A 21,964-nucleotide genomic window follows, 5' to 3' on the forward strand; every position below is an offset into this window, starting at 1 on the left:
GGAGACGACATTGGAAATCCATTATAAGTGATTATCCGACTGTGGTTCCGAAGTGCCTATTTACGCTAAATATATAACGGGAATTCATAGGAAAAAAGGGCTCGGGTAAAGCGTGTCGCCACGGCTTCACCCCCTTGCTTCAGAAGCAGTGGGCGCCGGCGAATATCGGGCTTCCAGCGCGACGCAGCCCCAGATGATGCCAATAAGAATGTAGAAATGGCGCCAGTGATCGGTATCGATGACATTACCGATGGCCACATGCGAGAGATAGGTGAGATAGGCGCATAGCAGGAAGGGCTGCCAGGGCCTGTCGCGAAACAGGATGCGCAGGCCGAGACCCAGCGTCAGCATGGTCAGGGTCAGGTAGCTGACGAAGCCGATCCAGCCATAATCGAGCGCCGCCTTCAGCCAGATATTGTGGGTATCCTCGCCATAGATGGGCCCGAACTCCAGCGGTCCGATGCCGAGGGGATGATCGACCGACATCAGCAGGCCATACCAGTGACGGGCAAAGCGTCCGAACTGGGCATTGTCGTAATCCTGCACCAGTTGGGCGCGCGCAAAGAACAGTTCCGACACGCTCGGAATCTGCAGCGCGATGACGATGGCGACGAGGAGGATCGCGACCGCCAGGCCGGCAAGCAGGATGATTCTGATGCGGAAGAGGCGGCTCGGGCTGCGGATGAACAGCGCCAGGGCAAGGCCCGCAATCACCAGCACGGCCATGCCCCATGCGGCACGGGAAAACGACAGGAAAACGCCGAGGGTGAGGATGAGCGTGGGCACGAGGCGCAGCGGCAGGGTGCGCAGATCGCCAACCAATATGCCATGCACCAGCCAGGCAATCGGCAGGATCAGGAAGGGGCCGAAGACATTGGGATCCTTGAAGGCGCCCATGGCGCGGCCATAGCGCGTAAAAACCTCCGCCCCCGGGAAGGCGTCGAAATAGCCGAGAATTCCCAGCATCGTCGTACAGACCGCCGCGATCACATAGCCGTTGAAGATCGCCTGCAGAATGCGGTGGTTGCCTTCGATGATGGCAGCGAAGAACACCGACGTGAGCGCCAGAAACAGCGACACGGCCATATACATCGGTGCTGTCTTCAGATCGGCCATCTGCGCCACCGACAGCCAGCCGCCGAGATTGAACAGCACAAGCGTTGCGAGAAGAACCACCACGCTGCGCGAGAAGCGCAGGCCGAAGAGTGCCCAGCCCACGATCAGGGTGGCCATGTACAATTCGTAGGGCGCGGGTTCGTTGATGACGAACCCGCTGAGGAACACGCCGAATCCGACGGCTGTCATCGAAAACATCCGGATCAGCGCACGGTTGCCGGCGGCCCTGCCGACGCGGGCTGAATCAGTGGGGTCGTCGGCGGCGCTCAATAGGCGTTGTCCGTGTTGAGCAGGCGGACCGGTGTCAGGAACAGGATTTTCAGATCGAACCACAATGACCAGTTTTCAATGTAGTAGAGATCGAACTCCGTCCGCATCTTAATCTTGTCTTCCGTATCGATTTCACCGCGCCAGCCATTGATCTGAGCCCACCCCGTCACACCCGGCTTGACCCGGTGGCGGGCGAAATAGCCGTCCACGACCTCATTGTAGAGCAGATTGTGGGTATGGGCCGATATGGCGTGCGGCCGAGGCCCGACCAGCGAAAGCGTTCCCATCAGGGAATTGAAAAACTGCGGCAATTCGTCGACGGATGTCTTGCGGATGATGCGTCCGACCTTCGTGACGCGCGGGTCGTTCTTGACCACTGCATTGCGCGCCGTCGGATCGCACATTTCCGTATACATGGAACGGAACTTCCAGACCTCGATGATTTCGTTGTTGAAGCCGTGCCGCCGCTGCTTGAAAATGACCGAGCCCTTGCTCTCCAGCCGGATGGCGAGGGCGGTCGCCAGCATGATCGGGCTGAAGACAATGATGCCGAACAGGCTGAAGACGATATCGAATGCCCGTTTCGCCACGGAATCCCAATCATTGATGGGCTTGTCGAACAGATCGATCATGGCGATCGAGCCGATATAGGAATAGGCGCGCGGGCGGAACTGCAGATGATTGTTGTGGGCCGACAACCGGATATCCACCGGCAGGACCCAGAGCTTCTTGAGAAGCGCCAGAACGCGCTCTTCCGCCGTGATCGGCAGGGAGACAATGAGCATGTCGATATGCGCGATGCGCGCAAACTCGATCAGCTCGGAAATATTGCCCAGCTTGGGATAACCCGCGACGACGGGCGGGGAACGCTTGGCATCCCGGTCATCGAAGACGCCGCAGATGCGGATATCGTTGTAGGGCTGCTGCTCGATCGAGCGGATCAGGTCTTCGGCCGGCTTGCCGCCACCGACAATCACGGCGCGGCGTTCCATCTTGCCGTTGCGGGCCCAGCGGCGGATAAGCCGCGACATGATCACGCGAAAGGCAATGAACAGGATCAGGCCGGAGACATACCAGGTGCCCAGCCAGACCCGCGAATAGGCTTCGGAAATCTTGAGGAAAAAGGCAGCCAGCGCCATCAGCGCAAAGGTGCCGGACCACGCCATCAGCAGGCGGCCGAATCGGGTGAACGGATTGCGCATCACCGCAAGCTGGTAACTGTCCGTGAGTTCCAGGACGAGCACGCCGACAATGGCGGTTACGAGAACGGCGGAGAAATAACTGAAGATTGCCCCCCGTTGCAGGCCGACATACATCAGAAAGACCGTCATGCCGGTCAACAGGATAATCAGGAATTCCACGATGCGCATGATGCCGCTGATCATGACGGGCGAATTGCTGTTGCGCGCATATTGCGAGGCAATCTGGTAGGCGACAGGGCTGAGTTTGGCCTTTTCCGCCGGTTTGGACGATCCGGCATCGGCCGCAAGATCGCGCACGGCATCCCGCGAGAACCTGTTTTCCCCTTTTCTGTCTTTCATACTGCACCTTGAAGAGTTCGATTGATCCGTCATATCACGGATGAGCTAAGGAATGCTTGCCTGAAAAATGCATGCGGACGGGGTTCGGCCTATTCATTCAGCGCGGCGAAATATTCCGTCTCGAGCTGCGCCGCCATGCTGTCGGCACTGAAGCGTTGCCTGATCTGATCGGGACCGGGAAGGGCAGCCTGATAGGCGGCGGGATCGCCGAGAACGGCCGCCATCTTGCGGGCAAGCTCCTGCGCATCCGGTTGCACCAGGGCGACGGAATTCTCACCCACGATCTCCGGAATGCCGCCGACACGGCTGACGATGACGGGCCGACCGGCGGCCAGCGCCTCCAGGACAATGTAGGGCAGGGCTTCAGCGCGGGAGGGAATGACCACAATCCGGGCAAGATGAAACGCCATGCGCGCCTGCATGGGCGGCAGGAATCTGATGTGCGCGCGCATGCCCGTCGCTTCAGCCTGCCGGACAAGCGGATCGCGCTCGCCGCCATCGCCGACCATGACGGCAGTCGGCGCTTGTCCGCCCATGGTGCTCACGCCTGCCAGGGCATCGATAAAAATATCAGGCCCCTTCAGGCTGCGCAGTTCGCCGATGAACAGGAAATCGGCAGCATGCTTGTCCGGCCGGACGGGTTCAAAATCAGCATCCGCCAGACCGTTGTAGATCAGCGCGGATTTGCAGCGCGGTGCGCCGACCTTGGTGGTGTAGGTGTCACGCTCGAAAGCGGAGACAAAGATGATCCGGTCGGTCATCCCTTCCATGAACCGCTCGATGCGAAAAATCACGCGGCCAGCCGTGGTGGCCGGGCTGTAGTGCAGGCTGCCGCCATGCGGGGAGTAAAACCGCGCAACGCGCTTTCCCGAAAGCCGCAGCAGCGAGCCGAACAGTCTGGCATAGGTGCCGCCCTTGGCGCCGTGTCCATGCAGGATATCCGGCTGCATTGCCTTGAGCGTCTTGCGGGTGCGCACGGCCGCCATCACATCGCCGGGGCCGATCTGCCGCTGCATGGCAATGCGTTTCATCCCCAATGCCAGCTTGTCCCGCATCTGTGCCAGCAGGGCTTCTTCGAAATCTCCGCCAGTCGAGGCGTCGCAGACAACGCCGACCTGATGTCCTGTCTTTATCTGTGCATCAATGAGATCGCGCACGTGCCGGAATATTCCCCCGACAGGTGCGCGAAAGCAGTGAACAATACGAAGGGATCGGCTGTCGCTCATCTCCCGCGATCAGAAGAAGCGCTCGCGCACATAGACGGTATCGCCGGGCAGGACGGGATCGGAAATCGTCACGCGGCCGGTGAGGATTTCACCGTTGAGCTGTCGGGTGATGTCGACATCCCCCTGATTGGCCCGGGCGCTGAAACCGCCGGCAGCGGCAATCGCCTTCTGGGCGGTCATTCCCGGCACGTAGGAATACTGACCGGCAGCACCGACCTCGCCCATGACGAAGATCGGCCGGTAGCGATCGACTTCCACGGCGACATCGGGGTCACGCAAATAGCCCTTGCGCAGCTTGGCGGCCACGGCGGCTTCGATCTGCTGAATTGTCTTGCCGCGGGCAGGCACGCTGCCGATGAGCGGCACCGAGATATAACCGGCCTGATCAACGCTGTAGGTATTGGTCAAGCCTTCCTGTTCGAACACGGTCAGGCGCACCCGGTCACCCGCATCGAGCAGGTAGGGTTTGTTGATGGCGTCATGAAATGCCGCAGGGGCAGGGCGATAACTGGCGCAGCCGCCGAGTGTCATCGACACAACGCTGATCGCGACCAGAAAGATTTGCTTGCTGAACACCGTAAATACCCTTGCAACAATGGCGACGAATTCGCTCGACTCTGAGCGGGATTATCAGTTCATTAGGGTTAATGGCTGGTAAACTGCATGTGCACTTTTGTTGCGCAGTCTGCTTTATAGTGCCGGATATTTTAACCCGCTGGTTACCATGGGTCTTTACCATTGCGGCATTCAAAGTGGAGTGGGGAATGCCTCGGGCTGGCTCTGTCGATAGTGACGTGGATATTGACGTTGGTGCGCTGTTTGCCAGTTTATGGCGCAACAGGGTGCGCGTTTTGCTGGGCGCCATTCTGCTGACGCTGGCGGCGTTCCTGGTTCTTTCGCTTATTTCGCCCAAATACCGCGCGGAAACACGCATTCTCATCGAGACGCGCGAATCCGTGTTTACCCGCCCCAGCGGCGAGCAGGGTGACGACCGGCCGATTCTCGATCAGGAGGGAATCAAGAGCCAGGTGGAACTCATCGGTTCGTCCGACCTGTTGAAGCGGGTGATCGCAAAACTCGACCTGGGCAACAATGCTGAACTGGCTGCTGGTGCCGATCCTTCAGCGCTGACGCGTATCCTGGCCAAGCTTGGCCTGGCCGCCGATCCCGATGCCACGGCACGCGATGATTATATCCTGCAGGCCGTGCGCGATCGCCTGGTGGTCTACAGCGTGCAGAATTCGCGCGTCATCGTCATCCAGTTTTCCTCGAAGGACCCGACGCTGTCCGCCGCCGTGCCAAATGCCATCGCGGATGAATATGTGGCAACGCAACAGGCGTCGAAATCCCAGTCGAATGCCGATGCCACCGGCTGGCTCGAACCTGAAATTGCCGATCTGAGCAAGCGGGTAAAGGATGCCGAAGCCAAGGTTGCCGCCTATCGCAGCTCGTCTGACCTGCTGATCGGCCAGAACAATGCGGTTTTGGCCACGCAGCAACTGTCCGAACTGTCATCGGAACTGTCGCGCGTGCGCGCCAGCAAGGCGGCCAGTGAAGCCAAAGCGACGGGTATTCGCACGGCGCTCGCCAAGGGTGCCCCGGTGGAAACCCTGCCTGATGTGATGGCGTCGCCGCTGATCCAGCGGCTGCGCGAACGCCAAGTTCAGCTCAACAACGACATTGCCGATCTGTCCGCATCCCTGCTCAGCGGCCACCCGCGCATCAAGGCCCTGCGGTCGCAGCTGGCCGATCTCGATCAGCAGATCAGGCTGGAGGCGCGCAAGGTGCTTGCCAGCCTTGAAAACGAGGCGGAAACGTCCCGTCTGCGTGAGGCCGAACTGACGCGCACTCTCAACGGTTTGAAGGCGCAATCATCCAAGGCCGGCGAAGAAGAAGTGGAATTGCGCGCGCTGGAGCGCGAGGCGACGGCGCAGCGCCAGCTGCTCGAATCATACCTGACGCGTTACCGCGAGGCTTCCTCACGCACGGATCGCGGCTATCTGCCCGCCGATGTCCGGATTTTCTCCCGTGCGGACAAGCCGGTCGAGCCCTATTTCCCCAAGGTTCTCCCGATGACCGCTGCGGCCTTTGTCGCCTCGCTGCTGATCCTCAGCATCGGCACGCTGCTCAGCGCCTTGTTCAGCGGCCGAGCCCTGCGTCCTGCGCACAGTGCGGCGGCGGCAGGCGCTGACGTAGTGGAACCCAAGGTGGTCACTCCCCCGAAAATCGTGGCAGCGGCTGTGCCTCCGGTTGAAAACAGCAAGCCCCTGCATGCGGAGCCGTTGCCGGTTGCCGCACCGGTATTCACGGCGCCATCCGTTGCAGCCCCGGTTCAGGTGGCAGCGCCATCGGTAGAAAGTCCCGATCACCATGCGGATCATTCGGGTGTTGCCGGCGTTGCCGACCGCCTGATGGCAAGCGGTGCCGCCCGCGCGGTTATCGTGTCGCCGGAAGGGGACGAGGCCTCCGCGCTGACCATTTTGCTGGTGCGGGAGCTTGCCGATCGCGGTGTGCGGGTGGTCCTGATCGATATGACCGGATCGGGTGAAATCGGCCGTTCCATGCTGGATGGCCAGAATCTCGCGGGGATGACCGACCTTTTGGCCAATGAGCGGTCATTCAGCGAAGTCATCCACGCCGATCATTACTCGCAGGCGGAACTCATCCCCCTCGGCATCCACGACCCCGTCAAGGCCATGCAGTCCATCGGGCGCCTGCCGATGATTCTCAATGCCTTGCAGTCCGCCTATGATCTGGTGGTCATCGACAGCGGACCGGCCACGGCGGCCGAGCTGAAGCACATTGTCGACGATGGTTCCGAACTTGTGCTGAGCCTGGTCGATCCCGAAGACCGCGACGTCAAGGCCATATCCATGGCGCTGTTTGACGGCGAGTTCATCAAGCCCGAGCTTCTCACCCCGTTCAAGGATGGCTCGCTTGAGCTGGACGACGGGTTGATTGTCCGCGCCGCTGCCACGAGCCATCGCCACTGAGACTGTTCAGGCACGGCCAAAGAGCCGGGACCGCAGTTTTTTCACCGCGGTCCACAGGTGGTCATTTGTCTTGACGGCACGCACGAGATTGCCGCGGGCGGCGCGGTAGACGGCACAGGCGCGGCCCTTGGCCGTCAGGCTGTGCTGCGTGTCATGGAGCAGCGTTTCGACATCGCACCAGTTCCGCTTGTACGGCTCGTCGCCAACCCCGAAACTGTAGGACGCAAGGTCGGTGTTGCAACTGTCCTGAATGTCTTCGAAAAACAGGAACTCACCCGGACTGGCATTGCTCATGTCATCATCGGCAATACCGATGAAGTCGATGAAGGTCTGCGTTCTCGCCCGGGATTTGCCGAGGACCGCGCGATAACGCCCGGCGACCTCGACGGCCTTGAGCTGGAACAGGGGCTGTTCCTTCGCCGCGTGCCGGGCAAACAACTGCCGGAAGAAACGTTGGATTTCCTCGGGTTCAAACGTGTTTCTGATCCCGGATCGGGCGAACTTTTCCGCCTTGTTTGCAAGATAGTTCTCAAGCATGGCATCGGCCTCGCCTGGCACCGTTGCCGTGACAATGCGATACCCGCCGGCCTCGGCAAACTTGCCGATGCTGTTGCGGTGCTTTTTCTTCTTGCGCTTGGCATTGTGGCGCTCGAGAACCGTCTGAAAATTGCGGTCCAGCGTGACCGCCAGACTGATATTGGCATTTACCCGGTTCGGCAGTTGCAGCAGCGGGTTAGCGCAACCGTCGAGCAGCGGAAGCTGCCGTTCCAGCGTGACGAGATCGATGTCCGGCCGCGACTGGTGCAGGGCCTCGAAGAGCCGGTTCAGGTCGCCGGGGCTGACGGCATGCGCGGGGGACACAACGGGGAAATTGCAGTTGGCATGCGGTCCGCCGGGGTAGGCGGCGACCCTGAAGGGGCCGGACCGGCTGATCGCCAGCGGCAGAACGAAGACCGGTGTTTCTCCGGCGCAGAGGCAGGCGATCAGGCAATCCGCATTGACATTCGACTGCCACAGGGAAACCCAATCTTCGGACTGTGCCGGGCCGCAGACATGGTTCTGCGGCAGGGCTCGCCAGATTGTTGCGATTTCACCGGGTGCCGCAATGATTCTTGGATGGAGATGGGGTAAAGGCATGGCGGGTTCCAGTGAAAGCGGTGTTGCGTCAAATACCATGCCGTTGATCAACGATATATAAACACTTAATCTGCATGAAATGACGGTCACGATCCCGTTTCAACATGCCTATTAGCGCGAATTGGTGAAGGAATGGTCCACGCGGCCGACTTGATACGAAAGGCCGTGATGCGACTGGCGTGGCACACCGGTTTTGCGTCGACGGCGCGCGAGCATTTTGGCGGGCTGGGCTCGATCATCATGCTGCATCGCGTCCGTCCGGACTGCGTCAGCCCGCTTGGCGTGACGCGCTCCCTGTCCATCACGCCAGCGTTCCTTGAACAGATCATCGTTTCGCTCAAATCCGAGGGAACCGAGTTCATCTCCATGGACGAGGTGGTCGAACGGGTGAAGAGCGGCAAACGTTCCGACCGGCGTTTCGTCGCGGTGACGCTTGACGATGGCTATGACGATAATTTCCACCACGCCTATCCTGTCTTCCAGAAGCATTCGGTGCCGTTCGTCGTGTATGTCGCGCCGGGTTTCATCGAAGGGGCGGCGGTGCTGTGGTGGGAAGTCGTCGAAAGTCTTGTCGCCAAGGCGGATTTCATCCGAATCCCCGACGGGCCGGAATGGCGATGCGGGACGCTTTCCCAGAAAAGGTCGGCTTTTCATGCCATTATGCGGTATTTCTCATATACGCTGACCGAACTGGAACAGATGCCTGTCCTGCGCGAGATGTGCGCGGCGCAGGATATGGTGTGCAGCGTCGCGCCGGACCGCGATGTCATGAGCTGGAACGAGATCCGCCAGATGGACCGCGATCCGCTGTGCACCATCGGCGGCCATACCGTGCACCACTACAATCTGAAAAAGCTGACGGCGGGCATGGTCGCGCAGGAAATGCATCTGTCGGCAGGCATGATCGAGGACCAGCTCGGACGGCGGCCACAGCATTTTGCCTATCCCTACGGCTCGGCCAAGGCTGCCGGGCGGCGGGAAGCCGACATTGCGGCATCGGAAGGTTTTCTGTCGGCAGTCACCACGCGCCACGGCACCATCCATACCGAGCACAGCAACAATCTGCATGCCCTGCCGCGCATTTCGATCAATGGCCGTTTTCAGAAGCTTGTCTATGCGAAGACGATGATGAGCGGTGTGACAACGCCGATCGCTAATGCAGGGCGGCGCGTCATCCAGGCCTGAGTTAGGCCTTCTTCTTCGGTGCCTTTTCCATCCAGCTGATGATGAACATGGCGGGAATGACCCAAAGCAAGCCGGTGCCAAGAAAATAGATCAGGTGGATCCACGGGCTGGCATTGGCAAGCAGCGCCACGGCGAAGATCGTGGCGACGATGGCGTAGACGCAAACCAGGGTAACCAGCAGGATGGTTCCGATGAGTTTCTTGAGCCTTACGGGCATGAATCCATTCCAGTTCTGGTCTTTTTCATCTGCAACACGTGCGCAAGGGTCTCATCTAACCGGTTAAGCCGCGGGCGAAAAGCAAAAAAGCCCCCCTTGCGGTAAAAACGCGACGGCTTGTCGCGTAAACCCGGCTTGTCATCCCGGCGCATATGCTGCACCTATCCGGCCAGTTACAGGAGTGTTTTGAATGGCCGCCCACACCCTATCCGAAGGCGCTGTGTCCTCCGCCGGAGATCGCGAAGCGCGCAACCGCAGACTGATCCGCGTGTGGCTCTATCTCGTTCTGCTTGTGCTCGCCACGATCGTTCTGGTCGGCGGTGCGACGCGCATGACCGGTTCGGGCCTTTCAATCACCGAATGGAAGCCGATCCACGGCATCATCCCGCCCTTGAACCACGCCCAATGGCTGGAAGAGTTCGAGAAATACAAACTCATTCCCCAGTACGAACAGCTCAACAAGGGCATGAGCCTTGGTGAATTCCAGCGCATTTTCTGGTGGGAGTGGTCGCACCGGTTCCTGGCGCGGGGCGTCGGTTTCCTCGTCGCCATTCCGCTTGCCTTCTTCTGGCTGACCGGCCGGCTTGAACGGCTGCTGAAGCCGCGCATGATCGGCATTCTGGCGCTCGGCGGCCTGCAGGGCGCCGTGGGCTGGTGGATGGTTGCGTCGGGCCTCAGCGGCCGCGTCGACGTCAGCCAGTACCGGCTGGCGACGCACCTGACACTGGCCTGCATCATTTTTGCCGCCGTGATGTATGTGGCACGCGGGCTTGCCGTCTATTCGGAAAGCTCCGCTGGCCGGAGCACCCAGCGTCTGGCCGGATGGTTCGTGGTGTTTGTCTTCATCCAGATTTACCTCGGGGCCCTGGTTGCCGGGCTGGATGCCGGTCTTTCCTACAATACCTGGCCGCTGATGGATGGGGCCGTTGTTCCCGGCGACATGTTCCCGATCCAGCCCATCTGGCACAATTTCTTCGAGAATCCGAAGACCGTGCAGTTCGTTCACCGCTGCTTCGCCTATTTCGTGCTGCTTGCGGCGCTGTGGCAGGCGGTCTCGACGGTGCGGCGTCTGCCGGGTACAACCCATGCGCGGCGCGCGATATTCCTGGTGGTCCTTGTCCTCACGCAGGCAGCCATCGGCATCACCACGCTGCTGATGCAGGTGCCGATGAGCCTGGGCCTCTTGCATCAGGGATTTGCCATCGTCATCCTTGGCTTTGCCGTTGCCCATTGGCGTGCCACCAAGGGCGCCTATCCCTTGCCAACGGAAATCACCACTGCACGCTCGTAGCGGCTGTCTTTGCGCAAAGACTCGGTGTAGTGATTCGAGAGCTTCGCTGGCTACGGACAGCGGGGCATTCCCGCCGTATCGAAAGCAATCATCATGATTCTCAGCGCAAGACGCTCACTGGCCGCCGTTACAGGTCTGGGTGTCACGCAGATCGTCAGCTACGGCACGCTCTATTACAGTTTCAGCATTCTCGAACCGGCCATGGCTCAGGAGTTCGGCCAGTCCCGCCAATGGCTGTTTGCGGCCTTCTCCGGCACGCTTCTGATCGGCGGCATCATCTCGCCATGGTCCGGCCGCTGGGCCGACCGCTTCGGAGCAGGGCGGGTGATGACATTCGGCTCGCTGGCGGCAGCCCTGTCGCTCATCCTCTGCGTCCTGGCGCCAAGCTGGGTCTGGTTCGCTCCGGCGCTCGTGACAACGGGGATGGCCACACCGTTCATCCTCTACAACACGGCCTTCGCGGTGCTTGTGCAGATCGATCCGCAGACGGCGCCGCGCCGGATCACCTATCTGACGCTGATAGCCGGGTTTTCCTCGACCTTGTTCTGGCCGCTGGCAACACGTCTGCTGACAGTGTTTACATGGCGGGAGATTTACCTGTTCTATGCGGGATTGCAGGTCTTCATCTGTTTTCCCATCCATTTCTGGTTGTCGCAGATGACGCGGCGCTCGCCAAAGCTGCATGAGGAACGCGCGGATGAACCTGCCAGGGGCGTCGGCGGGCAGTTGCCCGCCGAGAACAGGCGTCCGGCGCTGCTGCTGATCATGGCGGGGTTCTCGCTGGCAAGCTTTTCGCTGTCGGCCATGCTCGTGCATCTGGTGCCTGTTCTGGCTGCCGTGGGTGTCGGCACGTCTGCCGTTCTGGTCGGCGCCATCTTCGGGCCGTCGCAGTTCGCCGCACGTCTGGTGAACATGGTTTTCGGCACCAAGCTGTCGGCGATGTCGATCGCCGTGCTGTCGACAGCCTTGATCCCCCTGTCGTTCCTGATGCTGATCGCGCCGTTGCCGGTGCCGCTGGTGGCGGGCGCCGTGGTCTTCGCCATGCTCTTCGGCATGGGATCAGGGCTCAACAGCATCGTTCAGGGCACCCTGCCGCTGGCACTGTTCGGGCATCAGGGCTATGGCGAAATTCTGGGCAAGATCACCTCGGCGCGGCTGATCGTGTCGTCATCCGCGCCGTTCATTTTCGCCTTCATCATGGAAAAGCTCGGGCCGACGCTGGCCTTGTCGGTTGCCGCCACGGTAGGCATTCTCGGCGTCCTGACATTCCTTGCGGTCGCCCGCCTGATCAGGCGTTCAACCCAGTGAGGCCATCACCCGTTGCACTGCCCGTGCGACGCCGAGGCTCCGCTCCGCTTCCTCGAAGTTTTTGTCTTCCGTGTGCCACGAGGCCGACAGCGCCGCATGCGACATGGCATAGCCGAGGATGGTGCGGATATCGCGGTTGAAGGCGCGGGAGAAGGTGAGGGCCATGGTGGCAACACGCTGGTCGCTGGCGCGCAAATCCTGCCGTTCCAGCGGGTTGTAGAACATGTTGGCGGCATCGTACATCGGATCGCCGAGAAGCCCCTGCGGGTCGATGACAAGCCAGCCCCGATCGCCCAGAAGGATGTTCTCGTGGTGGACGTCGCCATGGAGCGGCTGAACGTCGACCGGGTTGCTGAGCAGCGTGTCGGCTATCCCCGCTGCTTCGACATAGATGCTGGCATCGCCGTTGTTCCGGTCGATTTCCGCTTTCTTGAACAGGCTGGCATATTGTTCGCGCAATGGCCGCAGGTCCGGTGCGACGGATTTGCCCTTGCCATTATTGCCCAGCAGTTTCAGCAGGACATCGACAGCAATCGCAGTGGCCGCATCGTCGCCATGCGCGTTCAGATGGTCCAGCAGCGTGCGGCTGCCGGCATGTTCGAGCAGCAGCAGATTGCCTTTTTCGGCCAGCACGCGGATGGAGCCGTTGCCGTCGTGCCAGTCGAGATAGTGCACGCCGCGCAACTCTTCCCGCATGCCGGTTTCGTTGAGTGCCTTCACCACGGCGTGTGTGCCGTCAGCCAGCCGCACCATGATGATGCGGCTGGTATGGGTTTCAACGAACAGTTCCGGAGACGATATCTGCCACTCGGCCGGGAACGTCTCGTGGATGCTGTCAGCCATGGTTCAGCATGAGGTCGAGATTCTGCACGGCCGCGCCGGAAGCGCCCTTGCCGAGATTGTCGAGCAGCGCCACGAGGTTCACCTGTCCCTGGCCTTCGGTGCCGAGCACGAACAGCTTCATGATGTCGGTATCGCGCAGTTCCTCCGCATCGATTCTTGCAAGGGATGCGCTCTCCGCCAGCGGCACCACCTGCACGATGTCCTGGCCTGCATAATGGGCAGTCAGGGCGGCATGGATGGATTCCAGCGAGGCATTGCCGTTGAGATCGCCGGTGAACACGGGAACCTGCACGATCATCCCCTGGGCAAAGCGGCCGACGCTCGGACTGAAGATCGGACGCCGGTCGAGATGGCCGTGCGTCTGCAGTTCCGGCACGTGCTTATGCTTGAGCGGCAAGCCGTAGAGGAAATTGTTGGCGCTGATATGGTCCGGATTGGCGGGATCTTCCATCTGCGCGATCATCTGCTTGCCGCCGCCGGTATAGCCGGAAACCGCATTGACGGTGATCGGGTAATCGCCGGGAAGAATGCCGGTATCGCGCAGCGGCCGCACCAGCGAAATCGCGCCGGTCGGATAGCAGCCGGGATTGGCCACCAGCCGTGCATCGGCGATCTTCTGCCGCTGAGCCCGGTCAAGCTCGGCAAAGCCATAAGCCCAATCAGGATGAATCCGGTGTGCCGTCGATGTATCGATGATCCGCGTGGAATTATGGCCCTCAAGGATGGCAACGGCTTCCTTCGACGCATCGTCCGGCAGGCAGAGGATTGCCACGTCGGCGCTCTTCAGGAAGTCGGCGCGCATGTCCTTGTTGCGCCGCTCGGCTTCCGGAATGGAGAGGACGTCCAGATCATGACGGCCGGCCAGCCGTGTCCGGATTTGCAGTCCTGTGGTGCCGTGTTCGCCGTCGATAAAGATTTTCGGTTTCATGGGAAATGCCTTTGAAGCTTGGTATTCAGAGAGTTAGCGAGAAAACCGGATTCGATATGTAAGAACCCTGAATCAGAATGTCAGCTTCGTCGCTTGGCTTTTTTCTCCGCAAGAATACCAAGATAGTACATCGCTATTGTGGCACCGGCGATGGCCGTCACATCCGCATGGTCATAGGCGGGGGCGACCTCCACCACGTCGGCGCCGACGATGTTGAGTTCGGTCAGATGGCGCAGCACCGAAAGGATTTTGGCCGAGGACGGGCCGCCGGCAACGGGCGTGCCGGTTCCGGGCGCAAAAGCCGGGTCGAGGCAATCGATGTCGAAGGTGAGATAGACGGGTTTGCCCGCGGTGCGCTTGATGATCGCCTTGGCGATCTCGGCAGCCGACATTTCCTCGACCTCGTAGCCATAGACAATCTGCAGGCCGCAATCATCCGGCGCGTGGGTGCGGATGCCGACCTGAATCGAATGCGCGGGGTCGATGACGCCGTCGCGCGCTGCCCGGCCGACAAAGGAGCCATGATCGATGCGCTTGCCGTCATCGTACCAGGTGTCCTGATGCGCATCGAACTGCACCAGCGCCACGGGGCCGTGCTTGGCCGCATGCGCCTTCAGGATGGGCCATGTGACGAAGTGATCACCGCCCATGGAGAGCAGGAACGCGCCCGATTTGACGATCTTGGCCGCTTCACGCTCGATTGTGGCCGGGGTCTTCTGGTGATTGCCGTAGTCGAGCAGGCAATCGCCGTAGTCGATCACGGCGAGGTCTTCGAACAGATCGCGCTGGAAGGGATATTGCGGGTCATTGTCGAAAATAGCCGATGCCCGCCGGATGGCCTGCGGGCCGAACCGCGCACCCGGCCGGTTGGAAACCGCCGCGTCGAAGGGAATGCCCCAGACGACCACTTCCGCACCGTTCAGATTCTTCGTATAACGCCGGCGCATGAAGGACAGCGCCCCCGCATGCGTGGGATCGGTCGCAGCGCTGGTCAGGGTCCGTGCGGTGAAGGCGTGATCGATGGTCTTCGATGGCATTGGATTTCTAACTCCGGGATAATGCATCTTCAGCTTGGCGGCGAAGCTACCGCAAACGCATTTATTGGCAACAAAAAAGCGGACCCGAGGGCCCGCTTTCTGTTCTGTCCAATGGAAACGCTGGATTAGCGCTTCGAGAACTGGAAGGAACGACGGGCCTTCGCCTTGCCGTACTTCTTGCGTTCAACAACGCGGCTGTCGCGTGTGAGGAAACCACCCTTCTTCAGAACACCGCGCAGGGCAGGTTCGAAGTAGGTGAGGGCCTTGGAAATGCCGTGACGAACGGCACCGGCCTGACCGGACAGACCACCACCGGCGACGGTCGCGATGATGTCGTACTGGCCGGCGCGGTTGGCGGCAACGATTGGCTGCTGCAGGATCATCTGCAGAACCGGACGGGCAAAATACTTGCCGTATTCCTTGTCGTTGATGACGATCTTGCCGGAACCTGGCTTGATCCAGACGCGGGCGACCGCATCCTTACGCTTGCCTGTTGCATAGGCACGGCCATTGGCGTCGAGCTTCTGGACATGAACCGGTGCAGCTGCCTGCGTCGATGCGGCGGCAGTACCGAGATCTGCGAGCGAATTGAGCTCAGCCATTCTTATGCGCTCCTTTTGTTCTTGGAATTCAGCGCGCCAACGTCGAGAACGACGGGTGCCTGCGCTTCATGGGGGTGATTGGAACCTGCGTAAACGCGCAGATTCTTCATCTGGCGACGGCCGAGCGGACCACGGGGAACCATGCGCTCAACAGCCTTTTCGACGACGCGTTCCGGGAAACGGCCTTCGAGCAGCTGACGGGCAGTGCGTTCCTTGATGCCACCTGGGTGGCCGGTGTGCCAGTAGTAAACCTTGTCGGTAAACTTCTTACCGGTGAAGGCAACCTTTTCAGCATTGATGATGATGACATTGTCGCCATCGTCAACGTGAGGGGTGAAGGTTGCTTTGTGCTTGCCGCGCAGGATGTTGGCAACGATGGTGGCGAGACGGCCGACGACGAGACCTTCGGCGTCAATCAGGATCCACTTTTTCGTCACATCTGCCGGCTTCTGGGTGAAGGTAGCCATTTGTGTTCGTCCTTGAGATCATCCTTCACATAGGAAGGCTTTTCTTGTTGCTTGCGTTGTGTGAATGGCGAACATCCGCACAACAGTTAAATGCGGCAGGAAGAACCTACCGCAGTCGAGGGGTTCAATACCGGCCCAACAGGATTACGTCAAGCAGATGTTTTTGGCTGTTTTGACAAATACTCTTTATAAAACAATGGCTTATGAAAAAGGTATTATATTACCACATGCTTCTCGTCCGGATTTGCCACGTTTTGCGGGATTTTAAGCCCGCTTGCAGCCCTAGCTGCGCGGCGGAATCGAATAGGTCGCCGTGGCATGGGCCACCAGTTCGTTGTCTTCGCCATTGGTGAGCGCGATATCCATCACCGCGAGCCGTTTGCCCAGCTTGAGCACCTTTGCCGTGGCGTCGATGGGCCCGAGTTGCGGCTTGCGCAGGAAGTTGATGTTGAGATTGGTCGTCACCGCCAGGGCGACCGGCCCGATCTGCGCGAGGATCGCCACATAGGCGGCGATATCGGCAAGGGCAAACAGGGTGGGGCCCGATACCGTGCCGCCGGGGCGCAGGTGCCGGTCCGCCGGATCAAGCCGCATCGTGGCATAACCTGGCCCGGCACCGGTAACGGTGTAGGCAACCCCGTCGGCATTCACCTGTGGAAACTCCCGCTCGAGAAAGGCCGTTAACGCTGTTACATCCATTGCCGTTTCCAAAGGGCACTCCATCTGTTCTCTGGCGATGATCGCTGGTATTCCTAATCATCCGCGTCTTCTTTGCAAGGAAGCCAGTTATGACTTTGCTTCGATCCCTATCCGGCTCGCTGATTATCATGGCCGGGCTCGCTGTTGCGGCTCCAGTGCCGTCCTTTGCACAGACCGCGCCGCAGATCGAACCCTTCAGCCTGCCGGTCCGGCCCGTGGCGCTGACCCAGGACATCATCAAGCGCTTTCTCTACAGCTTTGCTCCCGTCGGCGCGCAGATGAAGGAAGAAGCGGCGGGCAGTTCCGTCCTTTCACCGGAAGCAACGGCGCGGTTGAACAAGAAGGCCGCGGAATACGGCTTCAAGGATTTCAACGACTGGGGCGAAACCACAAGAACGATCATGGTGACCTATCATTGGGTGACCAATCCGGAACCGCGCGAGGAGGTGGAAAAGGCCATCGCCTCCATTCCATCCATGCCCAACCTGACCGACAAGCAGAAGGCGGAAATGATCGACGGCCTGAAGAGCGGGTTGGCAACGGTCGAGAAAGCACGCCCGTCGGCGGAGAATCTCGCTATTGTCAAAAAGCACGTGAGTTCGATCAAACCACTCTATAAACAATGGACCAGCCTTTGACCGGGTTGCAAGCGCTGGGGAATGAGGAGCGATATGGGAGAAGTTCACATTATCCGCAAGGATGAACCAATCGTCGGATATGAGCTTGCCTCGGGCGTTCTGCGCCTGACATTGCAGAATCCGCCCGCCAATGCGCTCTCGCTCGCCATGATGCGCCTGCTGCTCGATCATCTGCATGCGGCGCGGGATGACAAGGCGGTGCGCGTGATCATCATCGATTCGGCGCAGAAGCTGTTTTCGGCGGGCCACGACCTGAAGGAACTGACGGCGCACCGGCAGGATGCCGACCGGGGCCGGGCCTTTTTCGAGAAGACGATGCTGCTCTGCGCCGAGCTGATGCAGGCCATCGTGCACCATCCGAGACCCGTAATTGCTGCGGTCGGCGGCCTTGCCACGGCGGCGGGCTGCCAGCTTGTCGCCTCCTGCGATCTGGCGATCTGCTCGGACAAGGCGACATTCTGCACGCCGGGCGTCAATATCGGCCTGTTCTGCTCGACGCCCATGGTGGCCCTGTCGCGCAATGTCTCGCGCAAACAGGCCATGGAAATGCTCCTCACCGGCGAGACCATCGATGCCTCGACGGCACGGGAGTTCGGTCTGGTCAACCGCGTCGTGCCGGAGGAGTACCTGAATCCGATTGTCAGGAAATACGCGCAAGCCATTGCGGAGAAATCGACTTTAACTGTCAAGACAGGCAAGGAAGCCTTTTACCGGCAGGCCGAAATGGGACTTTCCGAGGCCTATGCCTATACGGCGCAGGTGATGGTGGAAAACATGCTGGCGCGCGATGCGGAGGAAGGCATCAACGCCTTCATCGAAAAGCGCAAGCCGGAATGGACGGGCGAATAAGCGCATGGATCACGATCATTACCCGGACGCCTATATCAGCGGCATTCTTTCATCCGTCAAAACCATTGCCATGGTGGGCGCATCAGCCAATGAGGTGCGGCCAAGCTTCTTTGTCATGAAATACCTGATCGACAAGGGCTACCGGGTCATACCGGTCAATCCGGGACAGGCGGGCAAGGACATTCTCGGCCAGAGGGTTTTTGCGCGCCTCGCCGATATCCCTGAAGCCATCGACATGGTCGACGTGTTCCGCGCCTCCGAGGCCGTGCCGGCGATTGTCGATGAGGTCTTGACGCTGACGCCGCTGCCGAAGGTCATCTGGACGCAGTTGACGGTTCGCCACGACGAAGCGGCACGCAAGGCGGAAGCTGCGGGTATTCAGGTGGTAATGAATCGCTGCCCGAAGATCGAATATGCGCGGCTGTGCGGCGAGATCGGTTGGAGCGGCGTCAATTCGCGCATCCTGTCGGCGAAAAAACCGCAGATGCGGCAGGGCTTCCAGAGTTTTGGCCTCAGATCGCCAAAATAGGTTGGCGGCAAAGCCGCGATCCCATAGCGTGTAGCAAAATCAGGAATGACAGGGAGATGAACCATGGCGCACCGCGCACCCGGAATTGAAACTCTTGCCGTGCATGCGGGCGCCCAGCCCGATCCGGCAACCGGCGCGCGCGCCACGCCGATCTACCAGACGACGGCCTTTGTTTTCGACGATGCCGACCACGCCGCATCGCTGTTCGGCCTGAAGGCCTTCGGCAACATCTACACCCGCATCACCAACCCGACCAACGCGGTGCTTGAAGAGCGCGTGGCGGCACTGGAAGGCGGCACTGCGGCGCTGGCGGTTGCATCAGGCCATGCGGCACAGTTCCTGGTGTTTCACACTCTCATGCAGCCAGGCGACAATTTCATTGCCTCCAGAAAGCTCTATGGCGGCTCGATCAACCAGTTCGGCCAGTCGTTCAAGTCCTTCGATTGGCATGTGCGCTGGGCGGAACCCGACGATCTCGCCTCGTTCGAATCGCAGATTGATGACCGGACGCGCGCGATCTTCATCGAAAGTTTTGCCAATCCCGGCGGCATCGTCACCGATATCGAGGCCATCGCTGCCATCGCACATAAGCATGGCCTGCCGCTGATTGTCGACAACACGCTGGCGTCGCCCTATCTCATCCGTCCCATCGAACACGGTGCCGATATCATCGTGCATTCCATGACCAAATTCCTCGGCGGCCATGGCAATTCCATGGGTGGGGTGATTGTCGATTGCGGCACGTTCGACTGGTCGAAGTCGGGCAATTATCCGCTGCTGTCCGAGCCGCGCAGCGAATATAACGGCATCGTGCTGCACGAAACCTTCGGCAATTTTGCCTTTGCCATTGCCTGCCGCGTCCTCGGCCTGCGCGATCTTGGACCGGCGCTGTCGCCGTTCAATGCGTTCCAGATCCTGACGGGGATCGAGACCTTGCCGCTGCGCATGCAGCGCCATGCGGACAATGCGCTGAAGGTGGCGCAGTGGCTTTCCAGTCACGCAAAGGTGGCCTGGGTCAGCTATGCCGGGCTGCCGGACGATCCCTATCATGCCCTGCAGCAGAAATATGCGCCGCGCGGCGCCGGTGCGGTTTTCACTTTCGGGCTGAAGGGCGGTTACGAAGCCGGGGTCAAGCTGGTCGAACATCTGCAGCTGTTTTCGCATCTGGCCAATATCGGCGATACCAAATCCCTGATCATTCATCCCGCATCGACCACGCATCGGCAATTGAGCGATGCGCAGAAGATCGCCGCAGGTGCGGGGCCGGATGTGGTGCGGCTGTCCATCGGAATCGAGACCGTCGAGGATCTGATTTCCGATCTCGACCAGGCACTGACGAAGGCGGGATAGACCCATGGCATCGTCGCATTTTGTCACCATCGATTTCGGCAGCATCGATCCCGAACACGGCGCCCCGGCTGCCGACCGGATTATTTCAGGCGATCCGCAATTCCGCACCTGGAACTGTGACGAGGCCGATGGCGGCCTCTACGCCGGGATCTGGGAAGCAACGCCGGGCAAATGGCGCATCGTCTATGACGAGTGGGAGTTCTGCCACATTCTCTCCGGCCGCTCGATCGTCACCGAAGAGGGCGGCAAGGAGCAGCATTTGCAGGCCGGGGACAGTTTTGTGCTGCGCCCCGGCTTTCGCGGCACCTGGGAAGTCATCGAAACCACGCGCAAGGAATACGTGATCAGGTTGTGAGTTTTTGCATTGCCACTGTGCGTGGTTCGACAAGCTCACCATGAGGGAGTTGGCTAGCTTTGCAATCAGACCAACTCCCTCATGGTGAGCTTGTCGAACCACGCATGATGGTTGTGCAAGCGTTCTTCACACTCACCACTCCACGTCCAACCGCTCCAATCCATGGAAATGATAGGTATCCCTGAAGCGCGGGGCTTCCTTGAAATGCAGTCCGGGAAGCCGGTCGAACAGCACTTTGAGCGAGACCTGCAGTTCCAGCCGCGCCAGCGGTGCGCCGATGCAGAAATGGATGCCGGCGCCGAAGGAAAGGTTTTTCTGGTCTGACCGTCCCGGCAGGAAAGCGCCGGCATCGGCAAAGGCGTTGGGATCGCGGTTGCCCGCGCCCAGCATCAGGCCGATCTGGTCGCCGGGCTTGACTGCAATGCCATCGCCAAGATCGATTTCTTCATAGGCATAGCGCGTGAACATGTGCAGCGGCGCGTCGAAACGCAGACATTCCTCGACGGTCTGCGCCGTCGAATCGGCATCGCAGAACAGGTCAGCGGCACTGCGTCCGCTTTCCACAATGGTTTTGACCGCATTGCCGGTCTGGTGCACCGTGGCTTCGTGCCCGGCATTGAGCAGCAGGATCGCCGTGGTGATCAGTTCATCTTCCGACAGTTTCGCACCATCCGCCTCGGCCGCCAGCAGCAGGCTGAGAAGATCGTCGGCGGGTTCGCTGCGCCGCCGTCCGGCATAGTCCCTGAGGAAGCCGGAGAACTCGGCGGCGGCGGCGTTGGCGCTGTCTTCCGACCGGCGGTTGCGGCCGTGCATGTACATCGCCACCATCCGGTGTGACCAGTCGAGAAGCCGGGGTGCCGCTTCCGTCGGCACACCGAGCATTTCGGCAATCACGGTGACGGGAATGGGCGTGGCGAAATCGGCGATGAGATCGGCTTTGCCCTTTGCTTCGAAGCGGTCGATCAGCGCGTGCGCCAGCGTTTCGATGCGCGGACGCAGCCGTTCCACCTGCCGGGAGACGAAGGCCCGGTTCACCAGCGTGCGCAGCCGGGTATGGGTGGGCGGCTCCAGCTCCAGCATCGAGAATTTTTCGACGTGGTCGAAATCCTTCAGATGCGCGCGATCACCGGTATTGCCCTGGGAATCGGCGATGCCATGGCGGTTTTCCCGGCCGAAGCGGCGATCGCGCAATAGTCTGTTGACGCCGTCATAGCCGATGAAACACCAGAAGCCGTATTCCTCCCAGAAGAACGCCGATGTCTGCGCGTGCAGCGCGGCATAGGTGCCGTAGGGATTCTGCACGAAGACCTGGTCGTGCGGATCGAGCCGCAGATGGCGGGTGGCAGGAGCGAACTGGAATGAGGCGGGCGTGGCAGGGGTCAT

General features: G+C 60.3%; 22 protein-coding genes. 9 read left to right on the forward strand and 13 right to left on the reverse strand.

Annotated elements, in window-relative coordinates; genetic code table 11:
- Window positions 1-126: 126 nt before the first annotated feature.
- From ACP7B1_RS17590 to ACP7B1_RS17605, 4 genes are all read right to left on the reverse strand, one after another.
- Complete coding sequence (locus tag ACP7B1_RS17590) at window positions 127-1,305, reverse strand: O-antigen ligase family protein (protein WP_426137155.1); 1,179 nt, start codon at window positions 1,303-1,305, stop codon at window positions 127-129.
- Window positions 1,306-1,382: 77 nt separating this feature from the next.
- Window positions 1,383-2,927 carry an undecaprenyl-phosphate glucose phosphotransferase gene (locus ACP7B1_RS17595; protein ID WP_346305542.1) on the reverse strand — a complete coding sequence of 515 codons (1,545 nt, stop codon included), beginning with the start codon at window positions 2,925-2,927 and terminating at the stop codon, window positions 1,383-1,385.
- Window positions 2,928-3,016: 89 nt separating this feature from the next.
- Window positions 3,017-4,153: a glycosyltransferase family 4 protein gene (locus ACP7B1_RS17600; protein ID WP_426137156.1), complete on the reverse strand. Its 1,137-nt coding sequence runs from the start codon at window positions 4,151-4,153 to the stop codon at window positions 3,017-3,019.
- A gap of 9 nt (window positions 4,154-4,162) precedes the next feature.
- Window positions 4,163-4,684, reverse strand: coding sequence for a polysaccharide biosynthesis/export family protein (locus ACP7B1_RS17605; RefSeq protein WP_223615777.1), 522 nt, complete (start codon window positions 4,682-4,684; stop codon window positions 4,163-4,165).
- A 233-nt stretch (window positions 4,685-4,917) separates the two neighbouring features.
- On the opposite strand from ACP7B1_RS17605, the gene ACP7B1_RS17610 reads away from it, so the two are divergent.
- Window positions 4,918-7,146, forward strand: coding sequence for a GumC family protein (locus tag ACP7B1_RS17610; protein ID WP_346304986.1), 2,229 nt, complete (start codon window positions 4,918-4,920; stop codon window positions 7,144-7,146).
- Window positions 7,147-7,152: 6 nt separating this feature from the next.
- On the opposite strand, the gene ACP7B1_RS17615 is transcribed toward ACP7B1_RS17610, so the two are convergent.
- Window positions 7,153-8,283: a GNAT family N-acetyltransferase gene (locus ACP7B1_RS17615; protein ID WP_346304985.1), complete on the reverse strand. Its 1,131-nt coding sequence runs from the start codon at window positions 8,281-8,283 to the stop codon at window positions 7,153-7,155.
- Between the two features lie 168 nt (window positions 8,284-8,451).
- On the opposite strand from ACP7B1_RS17615, the gene ACP7B1_RS17620 reads away from it, so the two are divergent.
- The gene (locus ACP7B1_RS17620) at window positions 8,452-9,468 is read left to right on the forward strand and encodes a polysaccharide deacetylase family protein (RefSeq protein ID WP_346304988.1); all 1,017 of its coding nucleotides are present in this window, start codon (window positions 8,452-8,454) and stop codon (window positions 9,466-9,468) included.
- Between the two features lies 1 nt (window position 9,469).
- Here the strand turns inward: ACP7B1_RS17620 and ACP7B1_RS17625 are convergent, their stop codons facing one another.
- Complete coding sequence (locus ACP7B1_RS17625; RefSeq protein ID WP_105735541.1) at window positions 9,470-9,685, reverse strand: DUF2842 domain-containing protein; 216 nt, start codon at window positions 9,683-9,685, stop codon at window positions 9,470-9,472.
- Window positions 9,686-9,875: 190 nt separating this feature from the next.
- On the opposite strand from ACP7B1_RS17625, the gene ACP7B1_RS17630 reads away from it, so the two are divergent.
- Complete coding sequence (locus ACP7B1_RS17630; protein ID WP_346304984.1) at window positions 9,876-10,976, forward strand: COX15/CtaA family protein; 1,101 nt, start codon at window positions 9,876-9,878, stop codon at window positions 10,974-10,976.
- Between the two features lie 93 nt (window positions 10,977-11,069).
- On the forward strand, window positions 11,070-12,284 hold the full coding sequence (gene arsK / locus ACP7B1_RS17635) for an arsenite efflux MFS transporter ArsK (RefSeq protein ID WP_346304983.1): 1,215 nt from the start codon (window positions 11,070-11,072) through the stop codon (window positions 12,282-12,284).
- Here arsK and ACP7B1_RS17640 read toward each other — a convergent pair.
- From ACP7B1_RS17640 to ACP7B1_RS17665, 6 genes are all read right to left on the reverse strand, one after another.
- Window positions 12,273-13,127 carry an aminoglycoside phosphotransferase family protein gene (locus ACP7B1_RS17640; protein ID WP_346304982.1) on the reverse strand — a complete coding sequence of 285 codons (855 nt, stop codon included), beginning with the start codon at window positions 13,125-13,127 and terminating at the stop codon, window positions 12,273-12,275. The genes arsK and ACP7B1_RS17640 overlap by 12 nt on opposite strands.
- Window positions 13,120-14,055 carry an N-acetyl-gamma-glutamyl-phosphate reductase gene (argC, locus tag ACP7B1_RS17645; RefSeq protein ID WP_346304981.1) on the reverse strand — a complete coding sequence of 312 codons (936 nt, stop codon included), beginning with the start codon at window positions 14,053-14,055 and terminating at the stop codon, window positions 13,120-13,122. The genes ACP7B1_RS17640 and argC overlap by 8 nt, the downstream gene beginning before the upstream one ends.
- An 80-nt stretch (window positions 14,056-14,135) precedes the next feature.
- Entirely contained in the window at window positions 14,136-15,092 is a 957-nt protein-coding gene (gene speB, locus ACP7B1_RS17650) for an agmatinase (RefSeq protein WP_346304980.1), read from the reverse strand.
- A 125-nt stretch (window positions 15,093-15,217) separates the two neighbouring features.
- Window positions 15,218-15,694 carry a 30S ribosomal protein S9 gene (rpsI, locus tag ACP7B1_RS17655; RefSeq protein ID WP_105735530.1) on the reverse strand — a complete coding sequence of 159 codons (477 nt, stop codon included), beginning with the start codon at window positions 15,692-15,694 and terminating at the stop codon, window positions 15,218-15,220.
- Window positions 15,695-15,696: 2 nt separating this feature from the next.
- Window positions 15,697-16,161 (reverse strand): 50S ribosomal protein L13, encoded by a 465-nt coding sequence (rplM, locus tag ACP7B1_RS17660; RefSeq protein ID WP_105735528.1) that lies wholly within the window; start codon window positions 16,159-16,161, stop codon window positions 15,697-15,699.
- A gap of 282 nt (window positions 16,162-16,443) precedes the next feature.
- Window positions 16,444-16,860: a PaaI family thioesterase gene (locus ACP7B1_RS17665; RefSeq protein ID WP_288193347.1), complete on the reverse strand. Its 417-nt coding sequence runs from the start codon at window positions 16,858-16,860 to the stop codon at window positions 16,444-16,446.
- A gap of 89 nt (window positions 16,861-16,949) precedes the next feature.
- Here ACP7B1_RS17665 and ACP7B1_RS17670 point away from each other — a divergent pair, with 89 nt between their 5' ends.
- The 5 genes from ACP7B1_RS17670 (at window position 16,950) to ACP7B1_RS17690 (ending at window position 20,581) form a co-directional block, all read left to right on the forward strand.
- Window positions 16,950-17,498, forward strand: coding sequence for a hypothetical protein (locus tag ACP7B1_RS17670; protein WP_346304979.1), 549 nt, complete (start codon window positions 16,950-16,952; stop codon window positions 17,496-17,498).
- A 33-nt stretch (window positions 17,499-17,531) separates the two neighbouring features.
- Window positions 17,532-18,347 carry an enoyl-CoA hydratase gene (locus ACP7B1_RS17675; RefSeq protein ID WP_346304978.1) on the forward strand — a complete coding sequence of 272 codons (816 nt, stop codon included), beginning with the start codon at window positions 17,532-17,534 and terminating at the stop codon, window positions 18,345-18,347.
- Window positions 18,348-18,351: 4 nt separating this feature from the next.
- Complete coding sequence (locus tag ACP7B1_RS17680) at window positions 18,352-18,876, forward strand: CoA-binding protein (RefSeq protein ID WP_426137157.1); 525 nt, start codon at window positions 18,352-18,354, stop codon at window positions 18,874-18,876.
- Between the two features lie 63 nt (window positions 18,877-18,939).
- Window positions 18,940-20,226 (forward strand): O-acetylhomoserine aminocarboxypropyltransferase, encoded by a 1,287-nt coding sequence (locus ACP7B1_RS17685; protein WP_223615757.1) that lies wholly within the window; start codon window positions 18,940-18,942, stop codon window positions 20,224-20,226.
- Between the two features lie 4 nt (window positions 20,227-20,230).
- Entirely contained in the window at window positions 20,231-20,581 is a 351-nt protein-coding gene (locus ACP7B1_RS17690) for a cupin domain-containing protein (protein ID WP_426137158.1), read from the forward strand.
- Between the two features lie 132 nt (window positions 20,582-20,713).
- Here ACP7B1_RS17690 and ACP7B1_RS17695 read toward each other — a convergent pair whose 3' ends face one another.
- The gene (locus tag ACP7B1_RS17695) at window positions 20,714-21,964 is read right to left on the reverse strand and encodes a cytochrome P450 (RefSeq protein ID WP_346304975.1); all 1,251 of its coding nucleotides are present in this window, start codon (window positions 21,962-21,964) and stop codon (window positions 20,714-20,716) included.

Origin of the sequence: Phyllobacterium sp. SL163, assembly GCF_049896885.1 — a bacterium.
Taxonomy (GTDB): Bacteria; Pseudomonadota; Alphaproteobacteria; order Rhizobiales; family Rhizobiaceae; genus Phyllobacterium; species Phyllobacterium calauticae.